Below are 16,829 nucleotides of genomic sequence, written 5' to 3'. Positions count from 1 at the left end.
GGCCTGCGCCAGAAGCTGCCGCGCACCAGCACGCAGGATATTGGTCAGTGGATCGTCGATCTCGTCGGGCTGACGGAGCGGGACAATGTTGCTAGTCTCGTTCATGGCGTATCGCTCTCCTTGAGAGGTTCTGGCAGGCTTCGACACCCGCCTCGATACGCCGCCTATCTCAGTCCGTCATCACCCAGTTTCCCGCATAGCTCCCTATGACGAGGTCGCCGAAGGGCCAATACCGGAAGTAGCCAGCCTAATCGATCACCCGGTCGATGCGGGCGCTGAACGTCGGCGAAAATTCGAGCGATCCGCTCCGTCAATCTTCCGCGCGCCAGGTGACTACCTATTCAAATGCCGCGATTGCAAGCACAACGGCGGCAAGGATCGGACCTGCATCGGCGACAAGCGGGCGATCATGTGCGCTGACTGCGCCTACGCACTGCCCAATGATCACGAACCTAGAAATATCGCCACGGACAAGCACCCGCAATCTGTGCGTTAGGAACTTTGTTCAATCTCAAGATCCTTCTAATATTTGCACTGCCGCAGGCAGGACAGAAGTACCAAGACTCACTTGCGATTACCCTCCGACCCGGACTGGGATTGCTACCGCACATCGTTCGATGACATTGAAAACCGTCACAAGCATCATAACCGATGAATGCAACTTCAGGGGCGGGATAACCTGAACAATACACTTTCGTTCCAGTCCAGCATTTGTCACCGTCCCCTTTTGAATCACTCCTCACGTATGTCATTCCCAGATCGGTGCAGTCTGCTGGCGACCCAAAGCGAAATGGGGCTGTCCCGATCCAGATTCCCTGGCTCCGCAAATGCATCCCTGGTTAGCAAGATAGCGCTTACTGCGAAGACTATCCTGAATAGGATCATAGAAGAGCCTCCCTATCTGTGACAGATGTGGAGGGGGATATCTGACCCACCGCAGAAGATATTTGAGCAACCAGAGACGCCTGTAAAGAAAGATCCGTATGTCGCACGACTCACCAGTGGTCAATCGCGCTCATTGCTTTCCTTTTGCTTCATGATTTCGCGGAGAGACTTCGGCCGCGGAGGTGACCTGTAGCGGCCCTCCCACGAGGCCGCGATCACGCCCTCGAAGGGAGCTTCCCCCGAGTGCAACTCGGCATTCCGCTATCGGTTGTGACTAGTTTAGCGTTCGCCGCGCCAGGCCCTGCCACCGAAATGCCCATGCCGATCCTCGACGAGACAACGCAGCCTGATCCGGCAGGGATGGAGGAGGTGCTAAATCGAAATGACCATCATACGCTGGATGCGAAGGACCATCACGGGTCGATGTCGCATTTGGGTCAAACTGAAGAAGAACGTGCGGTGATGGCCGAACAATTCGCAGGCGCATATTTGCTGAAGTAGAAATCCCGGCTTGGTCGGGGTGGGGTACCTGGCATTGCCGGCTACAAGGCGATCAACGCACTGGACTCTATGATCGGCCATCATACGCCGCGACACGAAGCTCTTGGTTGGGCTGCGGCGCGCGCATCGATGATGTGGCAAACTTCATTCCAGCTCGCCTGACCGCTGTTCTCTTCGTGCTGCGCGCCCCGGTCTTCGCAGGGTGGTCATGCATGATGCGCGATGCGAACCGGCGCCGCTCGATTAATGCCGGCTGGCTCGAAGCCGCCATAGCTGGAGCGCTCGGCGAGCGGCTCAGCGGTCCGCGAGCGTATCACGAGACCATCGCGGCGGGAACTCGAGGCGCTCGCGAGGGCTGAGCTCGCGATCGTGGTCAACCCGAACGATCCCGACGGAAAGCATCATGATCAGAGTGAACTTCTTTCGATCCTGCCGCGTGTCGGCCGTCTAGTGATCGACGAAAGCTTTACCGAGCTAGCCCTGGCTTATCACCTGCGCCCGATCAGTCCCTCTTCGCCGTCCTTGGTCGCCCTGATCTTTCGCGGACCATCTCCTTTTTCGCCATTTTGATGGCGTGGCGGGCGTCGGTGGAGCCCTCGGGCGCGACGATGTCCCCGTCCTCGGCGGCATCTGGTTCGGACATCATCCGGCGTGGTCCCTTTGGCTTGACAAGTTGCGGCCCAGAGCAAATGGTCGGCCCGCGTTGGTGCCTGTTCTGCGACAGGCGAAGAGGGAATGCGATAGGGCTCGAGCCAAACGGCTTGGCCTGAAAAGCAGCCGCCCCCGCGACCGTGACCGGAGAGATGCCCGAAGCCACTGATCCCCTGGGGATCGGGAAGGCGGGGATCGAAGGGAAAGACCCTGCTCCGCAAGCCGGGAGACCTGCCAGCGCAACGTTGAGACCGGCGGACGGGGTGTTCCGCGACGGGGAAAGCGAAGCCTCCTCAAGGACGGTTCGTGCACCTCATCGCTTCCCGCCGTCAATTCAGGAAGGGGCGATGATCGTCACTCTTCACGTTTGCATCACATGCCGCCCGGGCCAGACGCTCGGGGAAGGCGAGATTACGCCCGGTGCGCGCCTGCATGCCGCTATTCTCGACGCGGGCGTGCCTGACGGCGTCGTCGTTCCCGTCGAATGCCTGTCCGCCTGTAACCAGGGCTGCTCGGTCGCGCTCAGCGCGCCGGGACGGTGGTCCTATGTCTACGGTCGCTTGTCCGATGGCAACGCGCACGACGTGATTGCCGGCGCGTCAGCTTACGCGGCGGCACCCGATGGCATCGTGCCATGGCGCAGCCGGCCGGAGATCTTCCGCAAACAATCGCTCGCTCGCATTCCACCTATCGCCGCCCTGCCAGAAGCCGCGGAATGAACACGCTCGCAAAAGTCCCTGTCACGGTCGTCACTGGCTTGGCATCACTCTGGAAGACGCGCCGAAATTCGATCGCGGCTGCGCCGCGCGAGGCGTCATGAGTACGGTCGCTATCAAGGGCTGGTGCCCTGGCGCGTTGCGGCCGATGCAGTCAGGCGACGGGCTCGTGGTCCGCGTGCGCCCCTATGGCGGAAGGCTCGATGCGGCACAGGCGGCAGGGCTGGCTGATCTGGCAGAGTGTTACGGCAACGGCTTGATCGACTTGACCAGCCGGGCCAACTTCCAGATCAGAGGCGTGAGTGATCAGGGACACTTGTCTCTGCTCGACGGTCTCGCCCAATTGAAGCTGCTTGACCATGATCCGGAGGCCGAGTCGCATCGCAACATCCTGGTGACACCGTTCTGGGGCATAGGCGATGACACGCGTTCGCTCGCAGCCGAACTGGAGCAGGCCCTTGCCGGCAGTGGGCTAGCTCTTCCGACCAAATTTGGCTTCGCTGTCGATGACGGCAAGGAACGGGTGCTTGCTGGCGCATCCGCGGACATTCGGATCGAGCGTGGCCGCGCGGGCGGCCTTTTGGTGCGCGCCGATGGCGCTGAGTTTGGTCGCTCCGTTACGCGCGGCGACGCTGTGAGCGTTGCAGTCGCGCTTGCCGAATGGTTCATTACCTCAGGCGGCACCAGCGGCAGGCGAGGGCGCATGGCCGCCCACATCATGGCCGGCGCGAGATTGCCGGATGCACTGCTCGGTAGGACCGAGCCCGCACCGACGATCGCTGTGCCTCGTCCCGGTCTTTGTCCGCTGGGTGCGATGGTCGGCGTCGCATTCGGGCAACTGCCCCATTCGGCGCTTCGGCTTATTGCCGCAGATGCGCAAGGGTTGCGTATGACACCGTGGCGGATGATTCTTGCTGAGGGAGCACGCACGATGCCGCGCGGTGCGGACCTCATCACCGAGGCCGATGACCCAGCGCTTCGCGTCATCGCTTGCAGCGGCGCGCCGCGCTGCCGCGAGGCTCTTGCCGATACCCGCACGCTGGCTGCCGCGCTTGCGCCGCACATCGCCGCGGACGCGCGCCTCCACGTTTCGGGCTGCGCCAAGGGCTGCGCGCATTCCGGGGCGACCGCGATCACGCTGGTTGCGACCAGCGCCGGATTCGATCTCATCCGCGACGGCTCGCCGCGCGCCGCGCCAGTTATGCGTGGCTTGAGCCACGGCGTCATCATCGAAAATCCCTCCATGCTGGCGGGAGGACGCTGATGCCGCACATTTATGAAACCGACGGTGCAGCGATCTATCGACAGTCCTTTGCCACCATCCGCGCCGAGGCGGACTTGACGCGCTTCACGCCCGATGAAGAACAGGTGGTCGTGCGCATGATCCATGCCGCCGGCATGGTAGGGCTCGAGGCCCATATCCGTTTCACGCCCGGCATGGTGGCGGCGGCGCGGGATGCGCTGCAGGCCGGCGCGCCCGTACTTTGCGACACGCGTATGGTGTCCGAGGGGATTACACGCGCGCGGTTGCCGGCGGTCAATGCCATCGTCTGCACGCTCGGCGACCCCGCCGTTCACGTACTGGCACAATCCATGCGCGATACCCGTTCGGCCGCGGCACTGGAACTGTGGCGACCGCACCTCGATGGCGCCCTTGTCGCGATCGGCAACGCGCCCACCGCGCTGTTTCACCTCCTCAACATGCTGGAGGATCGCGATTGCCCGAGGCCGGCTGCAATCATTGGCTGTCCGGTCGGCTTCGTCGGCGCGGCTGAATCCAAGGCCGCGCTGATGGCCGATCCGCCGGCGCCCGCCCTGACAATTGAAGGACGCCTCGGCGGCTCGGCGATCACCGTCGCCGCCGTGAACGCGCTCGCGAGCCGGAGCGAATAGCGATGGGGCGCATCATTTGCTGCGGCCTCGGGCCAGGCAATCCGGACTTGATGAGCGTGCGCGCGGACCGCGAGGTGCGCGCAGCCAGGCACGTCGCCTATTTCCGCAAGAAAGGGCGTCCCGGTCAGGCCCGCCGCATTGTCGAAGGCATGCTGGCCGCCAATGTCTCCGAATATCCGATGGAATATCCGGTCACCACCGAGCTCTCCTTCGACAGTCCGGATTACCTTCGCGTGCTCGCCGGCTTCTATGAAGAATGGGCGGAGCGTCTGGCGCGGCTTGCGCTCGCGGTCGATGTCGTCGTGCTCTGCGAAGGCGATCCCTACTTCTATGGCTCCTTCATGCATTTGCACGCGGGCCTGCGAGGCCGCGTCGAGATCGAGGTGATCGCGGGCATTCCGGGCATGGCCGGCTGCTGGAATGTGGTCGGTCAGCCGATTGCGTTGGGCGATGACGTGACGACCGTCTTGATGGGCACAATGGCGGAGGATGAACTCGAACGGCGGATGCGCAATTCGGACGCGCTCGTCGTCATGAAGACCGGGCGCAACCTCCAAAAGGTGCGCCGTGCGCTCGCCTCCGCCGGTCGTCTCAATGATGCCTGGCTGGTCGAGCGCGGCACCATGCCGGGCGAGCGTGTCGCGCGGCTGGTCGATGTCGAGGAAACCGATTGCCCCTATTTTGCAATCGTGCTCGTGCATGGAACGGGATGGCGCGCGGACAACATCGCATGACGGGATCGCTGACGATCGCGGGACTTGGGCCGGGCGATGAGGCGCTGGTCACGCCGGAGGTGACGGCCGCGCTAGCTACCGCGACCGACATTCTGGGCTATGCGCCCTATGTCGCGCGCGTAGCGCCGCGCGAAGGGCTCACGTTCCATCCGTCGGACAATCGCATGGAGTTGCAACGCGCAGCCCACGCTTTGCGGCTGGCATCAGAGGGACGCAACGTGGTGCTGGTATCCTCTGGCGATTCCGGCATCTTTGCGATGGCTTCTGCCGTGTTCGAAGCGCTCGAAGAGACGCCGCAATACCAGGGGCTTCCGATCCGGGTGCTCCCTGGCGTGACCGCAATGCTGGCGGCGGCCGCGCGCGCCGGCGCGCCGCTCGGACACGATTTCTGTGCCATTAATCTCTCCGACAATCTGAAATCGTGGGCGGTGATCGAGAAACGGCTGCGGCTTGCGGCCGAAGCTGATTTTGCCATCGCGATGTACAATCCGCGCTCGGCGAGCCGGCTGGAGGGATTTGGACGCGCGCTCTCAGTGTTGAAGGAGGCCGGGTGCGGCGACCGTCTCGTGATATTCGCGCGCGCGGTCAGCACACCCGATGAGCGGATTGAAATGATCAAATTGAGCGAGGCGTTGCCCGAGATGGCCGACATGCGTACGCTCGTGATCATCGGCAATTCGGCGACGCGACGCGTTGGCCGCTGGGTCTATGCGCCGAGGCACGCCCGATGACCGAGCCATTGCATCACCTCGGCCACGCTTTCCATCCGCGTCCGCTCAGGCAGAGGCGGCCGCGAGATCATGATCACGGGAAGGCCGAGCGCACGCGCAGCGTCGATTTTTGCGCGCGCGCCTTCGCCCCCGGAATTGCGGGCGACAATCCATTCGATGCCGCGCGTGCGCATCATCTCCAGCTCACTTTGAAGAGTGAATGGCCCGCGCGACACGATGACGTCGGCATCGAATGGCAGTGCGCCCTCGGGCGGGTCGACGAATCGCAAGGTGTAGGCATGCTGCGGCTTCGCGCCGAACGGCGCGATGTGTTGCCGGCCGATGGCAAGAAAGACGCGCGCCCGATTTTCCGGCAAGGCGGCGACGGCGGACGCGACATCCGCAACCTCGATCCAGTTATCGTCAGTCGCCTTGGCCCAAGGCACACGCTCGATCGCGATCAGAGGCGTTCCGCTTGCCGCGCACGCGGCAGCCGCGTTGCGGCTCATTTCGGCCGCAAACGGATGGGTTGCATCAACGACATGCGTAATGGCTTCGCGGCGAATATAGTCGGCAAGTCCGTTCGCGCCGCCGAATCCACCGACGCGGGTGGGCAGTGGCTGGTCGGCGGGGTTGCGGGTGCGTCCGCCATAGGAGTAGATCGCTTCGAGGCCCGCCCGCGCAATTGCTGCAGCGAGCAAATTGGCCTCAGTCGTTCCGCCCAGAATGAGGGCGCGCGTCATGGCTGATCCCTGGCTGACCATCATCGGTATCGGCGAGGATGGCCTTGCCGGCCTCTCCGAGGCAAGCCGAAAGGCGCTTTTTGAAGCCGAAACCGTCTTTGGTGGCGAGCGCCATCTTGCGCTCGCAGGCATAACCGAACGCACCCGGCCCTGGCCAGTGCCGTTCGATGCCGACGCTGTGCTGAGCTGCCGCGGCCGCCCGACGGCGGTGCTCGCCTCGGGCGACCCGTTCTGGCATGGCGTCGGCGGCAGTCTTGCGGAGAAGCTCGAGGCAGGCGAGTGGATCGCGCATTCCGCGCCTTCGACATTCTCGCTCGCCGCAGCGCGGCTCGGCTGGCGTCTTGAGTCCGTCATCTGTCTCGGACTGCACGCCGCGCCGTTCGAACGGCTCGTGCCGCATCTCGCGCGCGGCGCACAGATCATTTGCCTGGTGCGCGATGCCAGGGCGGCTGGTGACCTTGCGAGATGGTTGACAGAGCAGGGGTGGGACGCATCGTCGTTCTGGACCCTCGCCGCGCTGGGCGGCCCACGTGAGAAGATCATGCAGCATCGCGCAGACAGCTATGCCGGTGATTTGGCCGATGGCCCGGTCGCGGTTGCGCTGAAGGCCAGCGGAGCACAAGGCATCACCCGCAGTTCGGGGCTGCCGGACGATCTCTTCGCGCATGATGGCCAGATGACGAAGCGGCCGGTGCGTGCGCTCGCTCTTTCGGCGCTGGCGCCGCGACTGGGCGAACGGTTGTGGGATATCGGCGCAGGCTCTGGCTCGATCTCGATCGAATGGGCGCTGTGCGGCGGGATCGCGGTGGCCGTCGAGGCGCGCGATGACCGCGCCGCGAACATCCGCCGCAATGCAGCGAGTTTCGGGCTGTCGCACCGGGTCACCGTCATTGGCGGGACTGCTCCCGACGCTCTCGCTGCACTTGAAACGCCGGATGCTGTGTTCCTCGGCGGAGGTCTCGACAGCGCGATGTTCGATGCCGTCTGGTCGCGCGTTGTCCCGGGTACGCGGCTGGTCGCGCACGCCATAACGCTCGAGACGGAAGCGTTTCTCGTGGAACTGCACCACCGCCACGGCGGCGGGTTGATGCGGATCGAGCTCGCGCATGCAGGACGACTCGGCCATTACCGCTCCTGGGAGGCGACACGGCCGGTCGTGCAATGGAGCGTGGTCAGATGAAGGTCGCGGGCTTGGGATTCCAACGCGACGCCACGCTCGACGCGCTCCGCGAAGCGCTCGTGGCGGCCGGCGGACCCGCCGGAATCGCGGCGGTGGCAACCGTTAGCGACAAGGCGGAAGCGGGTGCCCTGAAGTTGCTCGCGCGAGAATGCGGCGTGCCGATCAAGGCGATTCCAGCTGAAGTTCTGACAGGCATCGCAACGCCGACTCAGTCAAAACTCATCAGGGACAAGTTTGGCACGGGATCGGTCGCCGAGGCTGCCGCGCTCGCCGCGGCCGGCCGTCGCGCGCGGCTAATTTCGAGGCGGTCGATCTCGCAGGACCGGACGGCAACCGCTGCCATTGCGGAGGGAGACGGCGAATGACGGTGCATTTCATCGGTGCAGGGCCGGGCGCCGCGGATCTCTTGACCTTGCGTGGCCGCGATCTCATCGCCTCTTGTCCGATCTGTCTCTATGCCGGCTCGCTGGTGCCGGCGGGCGTGCTGGCGCATTGCCCGCAAGGCGCGCGAATCGTTAACACCGCGCCACTGTCGCTCGACGAGATCATCGCAGAAATCGCAGGTGCGCATGCCGACGGCAAGGATGTGGCACGGCTGCACTCGGGTGATCTCTCGATCTGGTCGGCGATGGGCGAACAATTGCGCCGCCTGCGCGCGCTCGGTATTTCATATTCCGTGACGCCGGGTGTTCCCGCCTTTTCCGCGGCCGCGGCAGCGCTGCAAGCTGAGCTGACATTGCCGGGGTTGGCCCAATCGGTGGTGCTGACGCGTACGCCGGGCCGGGCCAGCGCGATGCCGGAGGGCGAGAACCTCGCCGCGTTCGCCGCAACCGGCGCGGTGCTCGCCATTCATCTGTCGATCCATTTACTCGATAAGGTCGTCGCCGAACTCGCGCCGCATTACGGCGCGGACTGCCCGGTGGCGATCGTCTGGCGCGCGAGCTGGCCAGACCAGCGCATCGTCCGCGCCACGCTCGCCACAGTTGAAGCCGCTCTTGGTGCTGAGCTCGAGCGGACCGCACTCATCCTGGTGGGCAAGACCTTGGGTTCGGAGGAGTTTGCCGAGAGTCGTCTCTACGCCGCCGACTATGATCGCCGCTACCGGCCGATCGGGCCGGTACCGCGCTTTCCGGAGGCGTCGTGATGGGGGCGGGCCTCGTCATCTCGGCGCCGGCCTCCGGCGTCGGCAAGACGACGCTGACGCTGGCGCTCGCGCGCGCCTATCGCGACCGCGGATTGAAGGTGCAGTGCTTCAAGAGCGGGCCCGATTATATCGACCCGGCGTTTCATGCCGCCGCCGCCGGATGCCCGTCCGTCAACGTGGACAGTTGGGCGATGGATCGCGCGGCGATCGAGCACCTCGTTGGCCGTGGTGCGGATGCCGACCTCGTTCTAACCGAGGGTTCGATGGGCTTGTTTGACGGCGCGGCCGCACGCGGCGTCTCCGGCACCGGCGCCACCGCCGACATTGCCGAGATGATCGGTTGGCCAGTGCTGCTCGTGATCGATCCGTGCGGACAGGCCCAGACGGCCGCGGCCGTGGCCGCGGGTCTGCGCGATTTTCGCGCGGGTGTGCGCCTTGCCTGTGTCGTGTTGAATCGCGTCGCGAGTCCGCGCCACGAGGAGCTCGTGCGCAGTGCCTTCGCCAATGCCGGCATACCCGTGCTCGGGGCCTTGCCTCGCCACGCCGAAATCAGCTTGCCGAAACGGCATCTCGGCCTGGTGCAGGCGGAGGAGCAGGCTCAGATCAGTGGCCTGATCGGTGAGGCCGCGCGCTTCGTCAGCGCGCATGTCGATCTCGACGCCGTGCTGCAAGCGGCGTCCAGCTGGTCGCCGCAACCGTCCGCGCGCGGGCTCGGCGTCGATCCGCCCGGTCAACGCATTACGCTCGCTCGCGATGCGGCGTTCTCCTTTGTCTATCCGCATATGTTGGAGGCCTGGCGCTCCGCGGGCGCCGAGATCACGACCTTCTCGCCGCTCGCCGATGAAGGCCCCGATGAAAGCGCCGATGTGTGCTGGCTGCCCGGCGGCTATCCCGAACTGCACGCCGGCCGCCTCACGGCCAACGCACGATTTCGCACCGCTCTCCGCGCCTTTGCGGCGACGCGCCCCGTGCACGGCGAATGTGGGGGTTATATGGTGCTGGGTGCGGCTTTGGCGGATGCCGAAGGCGCGCGCCACGAGATGGTCGGCTTGCTCGGTCTGGAGACGAGCTTTGCCAAACGTCGCATGCACCTCGGCTATCGTCTCGCCGAGCTCGCGGCGCCGATCCCTGGACATCAAGCCGGCGCGCGCTTGCGTGGCCATGAGTTTCACTATTCCACGATCGTCGCACAGCCAGATACGCCGCTCGCAGTCGTCCGCGACGCGACCGGGGCGATCGTCGCCGAGACCGGCTCGCGGCGCGGTCACGCGACCGGCACATTCTTTCACCTGATTGCGGAGGACCGGTGAGGGGCTTCGTCTCTTTCATCTCCGCCGGTCCCGGCGATCCCGAGCTCCTGACGTTGAAAGGGGCCGCGCGGCTTCGCGAGGCCGACGTCGTACTCTATGACGATCTCGCGTCAGGCGCGATCCTCGACCGTGTCCGTCCCGGCGCCAATCTCGTCGCGGTTGGAAAACGCGCCGGCCGTCCCTCGACCAAGCAGCAGCATGTCAACCGGCTCCTGGTCGACTATGCCTCGACCGGCGCGCGCGTGGTGCGCCTGAAATCCGGCGATGCCGGCGTCTTCGGCCGTCTCGAAGAGGAGATCGAGACGCTGCGCGCGGCTGATATCGGCTATGAGATCATTCCCGGCGTGACCGCGGCCTGCGCTGCCGCCGCGCAGGCCGGCGTTCCGTTGACGCGACGCCACACGTCGCGCCGGGTCCAGTTCGTGACCGCAGCCGATGTCACCGGCGAATTGCCGCAAAATCTCAATTGGGCGGCCCTCGCCGATTCGGAAGCAACCACCGTGGTCTATATGGGCCGGCGGACATTCCCCGCTCTGGCGGCAAAGCTGATCGCGCATGGTCTTGCGCCTGATACCCCGGCGCTGCTTGCGGAATCCTTAGGCCACTCCGATGAGCGGCTTGTCCGCACCACCATCGCAGAGCTCGCCGAACGTCTTGCGCAAGCCGAAGCCGTGACCAAAGCCGCCGTCATTCTGTTCGGCGCGCTTGCAGGAGATTCTGCCTGATGATGTCGGCGTCCGCCCTCGCTCGCCCCTTGACGCCTGCTGTTCGAAAAGAGCACACAAGAGGGCATGGTGCTCGAAGCGGCGCAAAGCGCCGGAACATAATCGGGAATGGGGTAGGGCGGACCCATTGCGCGCGCCCGGAAGCCCCGGCCGCCCGTGGACCCAGGGCCGTCGGGTGTGACGGCAGGAAGGACTTGAGATCATGCATATCGAACCGGGAATCGTAACGGGCGCCAAGCTCGTGTTGAGTTATGCGACGGGCATCGCCGCGGGCGCTGTCGCGCTCAAGCTCGCGGTCGAGACCGTGCGCGAGCAGGGCATCGGATCGTTGGCTGTGCGGATAATGGCCACGACAGCGCTTGTGCTCACGTTCTTCGAGATCCTGCCGCATTTCTCGGTCGGGGTCTCCGAGGTGCACTTCATCCTCGGCTCGACGTTGTTCTTATTGTTCGGCGCGGCGCCAGCTGCCTTGGGACTTGCGCTCGGTCTACTGTTGCAGGGACTATTCTTCGTGCCGACCGATCTGCCGCAATACGGCATGAACGTCACGACGCTGTTGGTGCCACTATTTGCGATCCAGGCGCTCGGCCAGCGCATCGTTCCACGCAACACGGCCTATGTGGACTTGCAATATCGCCAGGCCCTCGCGCTCTCGACTGCATACCAGTCGGGCATCGTGGCGTGGGTCGCCTTCTGGGCGCTCTATGGTGCGGGCTTTGGCGCCGCCAATCTCGCCAACATCGAGACCTTCGCGGCGTCCTATGCGCTAGTCGTATTGATCGAGCCGTTGGCCGATCTCGCCGTGTTGGCGCTCGCCAAATCGCTGCGTGCCGTGACCGCGGAGGGGTTCGTCACCCGCCGCCTGCACAACGCTGCCTAGAGACAATGCGAACGGCGGCCGCCATGGCCGCTCTTCGCTCAAGCAATGCTCACGATCTCCTTGATAGGCATCGGTTGCGGCGATCCCGAGCAACTCACGCTCGCGGCAATCCGTGCCATCAACGCAGCCGATCTCATTCTCATTCCGCGCAAGGGAATGGCGAAGTCCGAGCTCGCCGAATTGCGGCGGGCCATTTGCAAAGACGTACTTACCAATGCAGCGGCACGCATCGCGGAATTCGACCTGCCGGTTCGTGACGCAGACGAAACGGATTACCGCAAGCGCGTGGACGAATGGCACGACGCGGTCGCCGCAACCTGGTCGCAGACGATCACCGGCCATTTGGGACGCGAGGGGCGGATTGCGCTGCTGATCTGGGGCGATCCTTCGCTCTATGACTCGTCCCTGCGCATCGCGCGACGGCTCGATCCCACACCTATGATCGAAGTGATCCCCGGCATAACGTCGATCCAGGCATTGTGCGCGGCCCACGCGCTGCCGTTGAACGATGTCGGCGAGCCTTTTCTGGTCACGACGGGACGGCGGTTGCGCGAAGGCGGCTGGCCGCCCGGCACCGATACCGTGGTCGTGATGCTCGACGGTGGCACGGCGTTTCAGTCGCTCGACGCGCACGGCCTGCACATCTGGTGGGGCGCCTATCTCGGTACGCCGGATCAGATCATTATGTCGGGCGAGCTATCCGAGATGGGTCCGCGCATCACTGCCGCGCGGCAGGAGGCGCGCGCACGGCACGGGTGGATCATGGACAGCTACATTCTCAAACGTAGATCGTGAAGCGGCCATTCGTCGCGCGAACGGAACAGAGGTACGGCAACATGCTCCCTCAATGGGTCTATCAGAAGTGCCCCGGAATCTCTGCCGTCCATCGCGAGGCGGCCGTCGCGGTTGCTCTAAAACTGTCCGCTAGGATCGCAGTCGCCGCCAACCTATCACGATACCGCTCGTCGACACGACGATTCCAATGAGCGACAGGAGCACCATCACGGTGTCCCATGCCGGGCGATGGCGCAGCAGCAGCGGAAAATCTAGACTGTGCATGGCATTGAATAGCCAGCGATACGTCCGGCGGCTATTGTCGACGCGGCCGAGAATGTCGCCATTGCGCGGATCAATGTAGAACCAGCTCTGAGCCGCGTCCTCGAAGCCCACGCGCAGCACCGGCAGAGGGCGCTCATTGTGATGCGAATACCAATAAGCATCGAACCACGTTTGTGGGTGCGCTTCTCGATCCGAAGCCGGTGAACGCGCACTTGCAGGACACCATTCGTCGTTACCGCAAGCTCATGGGGAATGAGGAGCGAGAGCCTGAAAGCCGCCCGCAGGGTAGGAGGGCGGCTATACGCTAAAGCGTATTTATATGGTGTATACGCTGAAAGGTATATCCATTTTTAACCTCTGAAGCGTATATTGACATTTAACCTCTAGAGCGTATATGGCGTGCCTAGAGAGGTACGCCGTGGACCAGATCGCCCGAACGCCCAAGCAAATCGGAGATGCCATCCGCCGGCAACGCCGCAACCTTGGCCTGAACCAGACCCGCGTCAGGGACAAGACAAAGCTACGGCAAGCAACTATCTCGGCCGTCGAGAGTGGCGCGCCCGGGACTCAGCTCGGAACGCTTTGTGATATTCTCGCAGCGCTCGACCTCGAGTTCGTTATCCGTCCCAGGACGAAGGCAAAGCCGGCCGAGATCGAGGACATCTTTTGATGGCTCGCCCGCGGCGGCATATCCCGCTCAATGTCTTCTTGAACGGCCGTCTCGTCGGGCGCCTGAACAGGCAATCCAGCGGCGCAATCGACTTTCAGTACGATCCGTCCTGGCTTGCCTGGGAGCATGCGCTGCCCGTGTCGCTATCTCTGCCTCTGCGTGAGGACCGCTATATCGGTGCGCCTGTCATCGCCGTCTTCGACAATCTCCTGCCCGACAGCACGCCCATCCGTCGTCGCATGGCGGAGCGAGTCCACGCTCAGGGCATCGACGCTTACGACCTACTTGCCCCTGTCGGACGGGATTGCGTCGGCGCACTGCAATTCCTGCCGGACGGTATCGAACCCGGCGCCGCCGGTGCTGTCGACGGCAGACCTGTTAACGACAAGGAAATCGCGCAGCTTCTCGGCGACCTTGCATCGGCTCCCCTTGGGCTTGGCGAGGACGAGGACTTTCGGATCTCGATCGCCGGCGCCCAGGAAAAGACCGCGCTCTTGTTCTGGAAAGGGCGTTGGTACAAGCCGCTGGCGACTACAGCTACGACGCACATCCTCAAACCGCAGATTGGCCGACTGCCGAACGGCATCGATCTTTCCTACAGCGTCGAGAATGAGTTCTTCTGTCTCAAGCTGACAGCCGCCCTTGGGTTTCCGAGCGCCCCGGTCGCCATTGAGGAGTTTGAGGGTAACCGCGTGCTCGTGGTCGAGCGGTTCGATCGCCGCTGGACCAGCGACAACCGTCTCCTGCGTTTGCCCCAAGAGGATTGCTGCCAGGCTTTGTCCGTGCCGCCATCCTTGAAATACGAATCCGAGGGCGGGCCCGGTATTCCAGCTATCCTCAATCTGCTGAAAGGGAGCGATCAGCCAGAGGCAGATCAAACGACGTTTCTGAAAGCCGTGATTGCCTTCTGGCTTCTCGGTGCCACGGATGGGCACGCCAAAAATTTCAGCGTCTTTCTCTCTCCCGGCGGTCGCTTCCGCATGACCCCGCTCTACGATGTGATCTCAGCGCAGCCCAGCCTCGACGCAGGCCAGATCAAGCGTAACAAGATGAAGCTGGCCATGGCCGTCGGTGATAGCCGTCACTACGTCGTCGACAGCGTCATGCCGCGCCATTTTGTCCAGACCGCTGCCAAGGCAGGGATTGGCGCGGGACTCGTGACCGCGATCTTCGATGAGCTGCGCGCACAGGCGCCGGCGGCGGTCGAACAGGTCACCGCGGCGCTCCCGAAGGCATTTCCTGCCGAAGTCGCTGATAGCATCAATAATGGGGTCAAGGCTCGTCTGCGCAGGTTGGAGGATGCGTGATGCCAAAGATCGATGTGCCACCAGTTAATCGAAGCCGAGGGGCATCTCTGCCCATCGCCACGCTGGACCAGCGAGATTGATCATGGGGCCAAAGCTCGATTCAGCGATGCTCCAGAACTGGAATCTGGCCCCATTCACCTATGAGAATCCCGAGGGCACAACATTCTTTGCCCCCGAGCGATCCTGCCTGGAGCTCGCCGACACGCCCCAAACGGCCCTGGCGGTCTCGATCGCGCGCCGTTCGCGATTCTGTCGCGCACAAAGGAAGCGGCAGCCGGCCTCGACATGCGGATGTTGAAGACCCCCGTCGAGGGGAAGTTCATCGACCTGCGCACCGTGTCGGCCGAACTTCCGCGAGAGCAACGCTGGTCATTGGGCAACGCGGTCCCAGCCGACATCGACGGTGTCCTGTTTCGGCCGGCCGAGCGCCCCACAGCAACGGCGATTGCCGTCCTCAAGGGACAGGCGCTCGGCCGATCGATTCAGACAACGCACTATCGCTTTGAATGGAACGGCGTTCGCATCGACAGGCTCTACCCGAGATTCTCGCGGGAAAGGAGGAGGTTCTTGCAGCGTAGAATCGAAATGGCGCTGTCCTGGGCAAAGGCCGTTTGGCGCGCGATCTGGTCACGCCGACCATTCACGCCGCGTCGCTCGCCCACGCAACGACACACGCCGGAACCGCGGACCCGCCTTGCGCATTGGCGGGGGACCGGTTCAGCACCAGCAGGCCATTGGACCGCCTGTCACCCCTCCACCGAGCACATCTTCAAGGCCGAGGTCACGTGTTCGCATGGTCACCGACTTACACTCAAGGGGCATTCCATCAGCGCCAGGGGCCAGGTTCAGCCGAGCGTGATTTGCAGGCATCCCGGCTGCGACTTCCACGAATTCGTCATGCTCGACAACTGGTCGCACCGGCGAGCGGCGCAGACCGCGCTGCCGCGCTAGCGAGAACGGGCAACCAGGGTCCTCGGCAACATGAAGCGTCACACCGTCATCGTCGAGGGCACTCTCTCCTTTCGCATGCAACGTGTCGCAGCGGCGCGTGCGGGAGACCACGGCCGCGATGTCGCCACACTACCGCTGCTCGCGGCCCGCCTCGCGGGTGGCTTCAGCCGACCCGCCGATCACGCCACCCTTGTCCCCATCGTCGGTCGAGCGCTCGCGGAGCTCGCGTTCGAAGAGCGTGAGGCAGTCAAGACCAGGCCCGGCATGGCGCGGGCCGTGCTTGCAGTCCTGGCGCGCGTATGGGCCGCAGACATTCGATTCGATGATCCGCTTTATGCGAGCGCCCGCCTGCTCGATCTGGGGCGCATCGAGACCTATCTGCGCGACCAACTGCCCATCGGCGCGCTGCCTCCGGACCTTCGCGACCAGGCGATTGTGGGTGTAGGACATGCGCCTGCGACCATCGGCAGCCTGCATTTCCACCGGCTGATCTCCATCGACCCGCTATGGCGACCGTGTGAATAAGCGCCGAACTCTGACCCCCCGTATTGCCTCACCTGAGGATGTTACTTTCGCTTGACGGATGTAGCTCCGACTGTCGGCCGGTCCGAGGTTGCGTCATTGCTCGCAGTCCCGGCATCACCGGCCAGTGCCGCACCCTCAGCCGTGCGCGGGATAATCGTCTCGGCTGCTTTGCGTCTGAGCGATCGCAACAAGCGCTGCACGATGGTGTGCTGCGGCGGACCGAACTGTTCGGGGCGTTGTTCGGC

General features: G+C 64.0%; 20 protein-coding genes, 2 pseudogenes and 1 riboswitch. Of the genes and pseudogenes, 19 read left to right on the top strand and 3 right to left on the bottom strand.

Features of this window, described 5'->3' with window-relative positions:
- Positions 1–1,203 precede the first annotated feature (1,203 nt).
- The 8 genes and pseudogenes from ACZIRK_RS42795 (at position 1,204) to cobJ (ending at position 6,111) form a co-directional block, all read left to right on the top strand.
- A complete protein-coding gene (locus ACZIRK_RS42795) occupies positions 1,204–1,386 on the top strand; it encodes a hypothetical protein (protein ID WP_028162308.1) in 183 nt (60 codons plus the stop codon).
- A 21-nt stretch (positions 1,387–1,407) separates the two neighbouring features.
- Positions 1,408–1,703, top strand: a pseudogene (locus ACZIRK_RS42790) (CobD/CbiB family cobalamin biosynthesis protein); the annotation flags it as partial.
- 52 nt (positions 1,704–1,755) lie between these two features.
- Positions 1,756–1,956 carry a hypothetical protein gene (locus tag ACZIRK_RS42785; protein ID WP_207231130.1) on the top strand — a complete coding sequence of 67 codons (201 nt, stop codon included), beginning with the start codon at positions 1,756–1,758 and terminating at the stop codon, positions 1,954–1,956.
- 117 nt (positions 1,957–2,073) lie between these two features.
- Positions 2,074–2,290, top strand: a riboswitch (cobalamin riboswitch).
- A 94-nt stretch (positions 2,291–2,384) separates the two neighbouring features.
- Positions 2,385–2,756 (top strand): DUF1636 family protein, encoded by a 372-nt coding sequence (locus ACZIRK_RS42780; RefSeq protein ID WP_130229647.1) that lies wholly within the window; start codon positions 2,385–2,387, stop codon positions 2,754–2,756.
- A 97-nt stretch (positions 2,757–2,853) separates the two neighbouring features.
- Complete coding sequence (cobG, locus tag ACZIRK_RS42775) at positions 2,854–4,017, top strand: precorrin-3B synthase (protein WP_028162311.1); 1,164 nt, start codon at positions 2,854–2,856, stop codon at positions 4,015–4,017.
- On the top strand, positions 4,017–4,646 hold the full coding sequence (locus tag ACZIRK_RS42770) for a precorrin-8X methylmutase (protein ID WP_028162312.1): 630 nt from the start codon (positions 4,017–4,019) through the stop codon (positions 4,644–4,646). Before cobG ends, ACZIRK_RS42770 begins: the two co-directional genes overlap by 1 nt.
- A gap of 2 nt (positions 4,647–4,648) precedes the next feature.
- A complete protein-coding gene (locus ACZIRK_RS42765) occupies positions 4,649–5,380 on the top strand; it encodes a precorrin-2 C(20)-methyltransferase (protein ID WP_028162313.1) in 732 nt (243 codons plus the stop codon).
- The gene (gene cobJ, locus ACZIRK_RS42760; RefSeq protein ID WP_028162314.1) at positions 5,377–6,111 is read left to right on the top strand and encodes a precorrin-3B C(17)-methyltransferase; all 735 of its coding nucleotides are present in this window, start codon (positions 5,377–5,379) and stop codon (positions 6,109–6,111) included. Before ACZIRK_RS42765 ends, cobJ begins: the two co-directional genes overlap by 4 nt.
- On the opposite strand, the gene ACZIRK_RS42755 is transcribed toward cobJ, so the two are convergent.
- Positions 6,087–6,833, bottom strand: coding sequence for a cobalt-precorrin-6A reductase (locus ACZIRK_RS42755; protein ID WP_028162315.1), 747 nt, complete (start codon positions 6,831–6,833; stop codon positions 6,087–6,089). The genes cobJ and ACZIRK_RS42755 overlap by 25 nt on opposite strands.
- On the opposite strand from ACZIRK_RS42755, the gene ACZIRK_RS42750 reads away from it, so the two are divergent.
- From ACZIRK_RS42750 to cobF, 7 genes are all read left to right on the top strand, one after another.
- A complete protein-coding gene (locus ACZIRK_RS42750) occupies positions 6,832–8,013 on the top strand; it encodes a bifunctional cobalt-precorrin-7 (C(5))-methyltransferase/cobalt-precorrin-6B (C(15))-methyltransferase (RefSeq protein ID WP_028162316.1) in 1,182 nt (393 codons plus the stop codon). The genes ACZIRK_RS42755 and ACZIRK_RS42750 overlap by 2 nt on opposite strands.
- Positions 8,010–8,378 carry a cobalamin biosynthesis protein gene (locus tag ACZIRK_RS42745; protein WP_028162317.1) on the top strand — a complete coding sequence of 123 codons (369 nt, stop codon included), beginning with the start codon at positions 8,010–8,012 and terminating at the stop codon, positions 8,376–8,378. The genes ACZIRK_RS42750 and ACZIRK_RS42745 overlap by 4 nt, the downstream gene beginning before the upstream one ends.
- A complete protein-coding gene (gene cobM, locus ACZIRK_RS42740; protein WP_028162318.1) occupies positions 8,375–9,157 on the top strand; it encodes a precorrin-4 C(11)-methyltransferase in 783 nt (260 codons plus the stop codon). The genes ACZIRK_RS42745 and cobM overlap by 4 nt, the downstream gene beginning before the upstream one ends.
- Positions 9,157–10,467, top strand: a complete 1,311-nt coding sequence (locus ACZIRK_RS42735) for a cobyrinate a,c-diamide synthase (protein WP_028162319.1) — start codon at positions 9,157–9,159, stop codon at positions 10,465–10,467. Before cobM ends, ACZIRK_RS42735 begins: the two co-directional genes overlap by 1 nt.
- A complete protein-coding gene (cobA, locus tag ACZIRK_RS42730; protein ID WP_028162320.1) occupies positions 10,464–11,192 on the top strand; it encodes a uroporphyrinogen-III C-methyltransferase in 729 nt (242 codons plus the stop codon). Before ACZIRK_RS42735 ends, cobA begins: the two co-directional genes overlap by 4 nt.
- A 202-nt stretch (positions 11,193–11,394) precedes the next feature.
- Entirely contained in the window at positions 11,395–12,072 is a 678-nt protein-coding gene (locus ACZIRK_RS42725) for an energy-coupling factor ABC transporter permease (protein ID WP_130229644.1), read from the top strand.
- A 45-nt stretch (positions 12,073–12,117) separates the two neighbouring features.
- On the top strand, positions 12,118–12,867 hold the full coding sequence (cobF, locus tag ACZIRK_RS42720) for a precorrin-6A synthase (deacetylating) (protein ID WP_028162322.1): 750 nt from the start codon (positions 12,118–12,120) through the stop codon (positions 12,865–12,867).
- Positions 12,868–12,996: 129 nt separating this feature from the next.
- Here cobF and ACZIRK_RS42715 read toward each other — a convergent pair.
- Positions 12,997–13,329: pseudogene (locus ACZIRK_RS42715) on the bottom strand (PepSY domain-containing protein); the annotation flags it as partial.
- A 220-nt stretch (positions 13,330–13,549) separates the two neighbouring features.
- On the opposite strand from ACZIRK_RS42715, the gene ACZIRK_RS42710 reads away from it, so the two are divergent.
- The 4 genes from ACZIRK_RS42710 (at position 13,550) to ACZIRK_RS42695 (ending at position 16,584) form a co-directional block, all read left to right on the top strand.
- On the top strand, positions 13,550–13,801 hold the full coding sequence (locus ACZIRK_RS42710; RefSeq protein ID WP_028162324.1) for a helix-turn-helix domain-containing protein: 252 nt from the start codon (positions 13,550–13,552) through the stop codon (positions 13,799–13,801).
- The gene (locus tag ACZIRK_RS42705; protein WP_130581641.1) at positions 13,801–15,108 is read left to right on the top strand and encodes a type II toxin-antitoxin system HipA family toxin; all 1,308 of its coding nucleotides are present in this window, start codon (positions 13,801–13,803) and stop codon (positions 15,106–15,108) included. Before ACZIRK_RS42710 ends, ACZIRK_RS42705 begins: the two co-directional genes overlap by 1 nt.
- 285 nt (positions 15,109–15,393) lie before the next feature.
- Positions 15,394–16,059, top strand: a complete 666-nt coding sequence (locus tag ACZIRK_RS42700; RefSeq protein WP_474419617.1) for a hypothetical protein — start codon at positions 15,394–15,396, stop codon at positions 16,057–16,059.
- A 30-nt stretch (positions 16,060–16,089) separates the two neighbouring features.
- A complete protein-coding gene (locus ACZIRK_RS42695) occupies positions 16,090–16,584 on the top strand; it encodes a hypothetical protein (protein WP_474419616.1) in 495 nt (164 codons plus the stop codon).
- A 41-nt stretch (positions 16,585–16,625) separates the two neighbouring features.
- Here the strand turns inward: ACZIRK_RS42695 and ACZIRK_RS42690 are convergent.
- Positions 16,626–16,829: hypothetical protein (locus ACZIRK_RS42690; RefSeq protein ID WP_474419614.1), on the bottom strand; the 204-nt coding region annotated here is incomplete at its 5' end.

It is taken from the genome of Bradyrhizobium sp. Leo114 (assembly GCF_055229415.2).
Note: the sequence above shows the minus strand (reverse complement) of the source record. Positions and strands in the feature narration are given on the sequence as shown.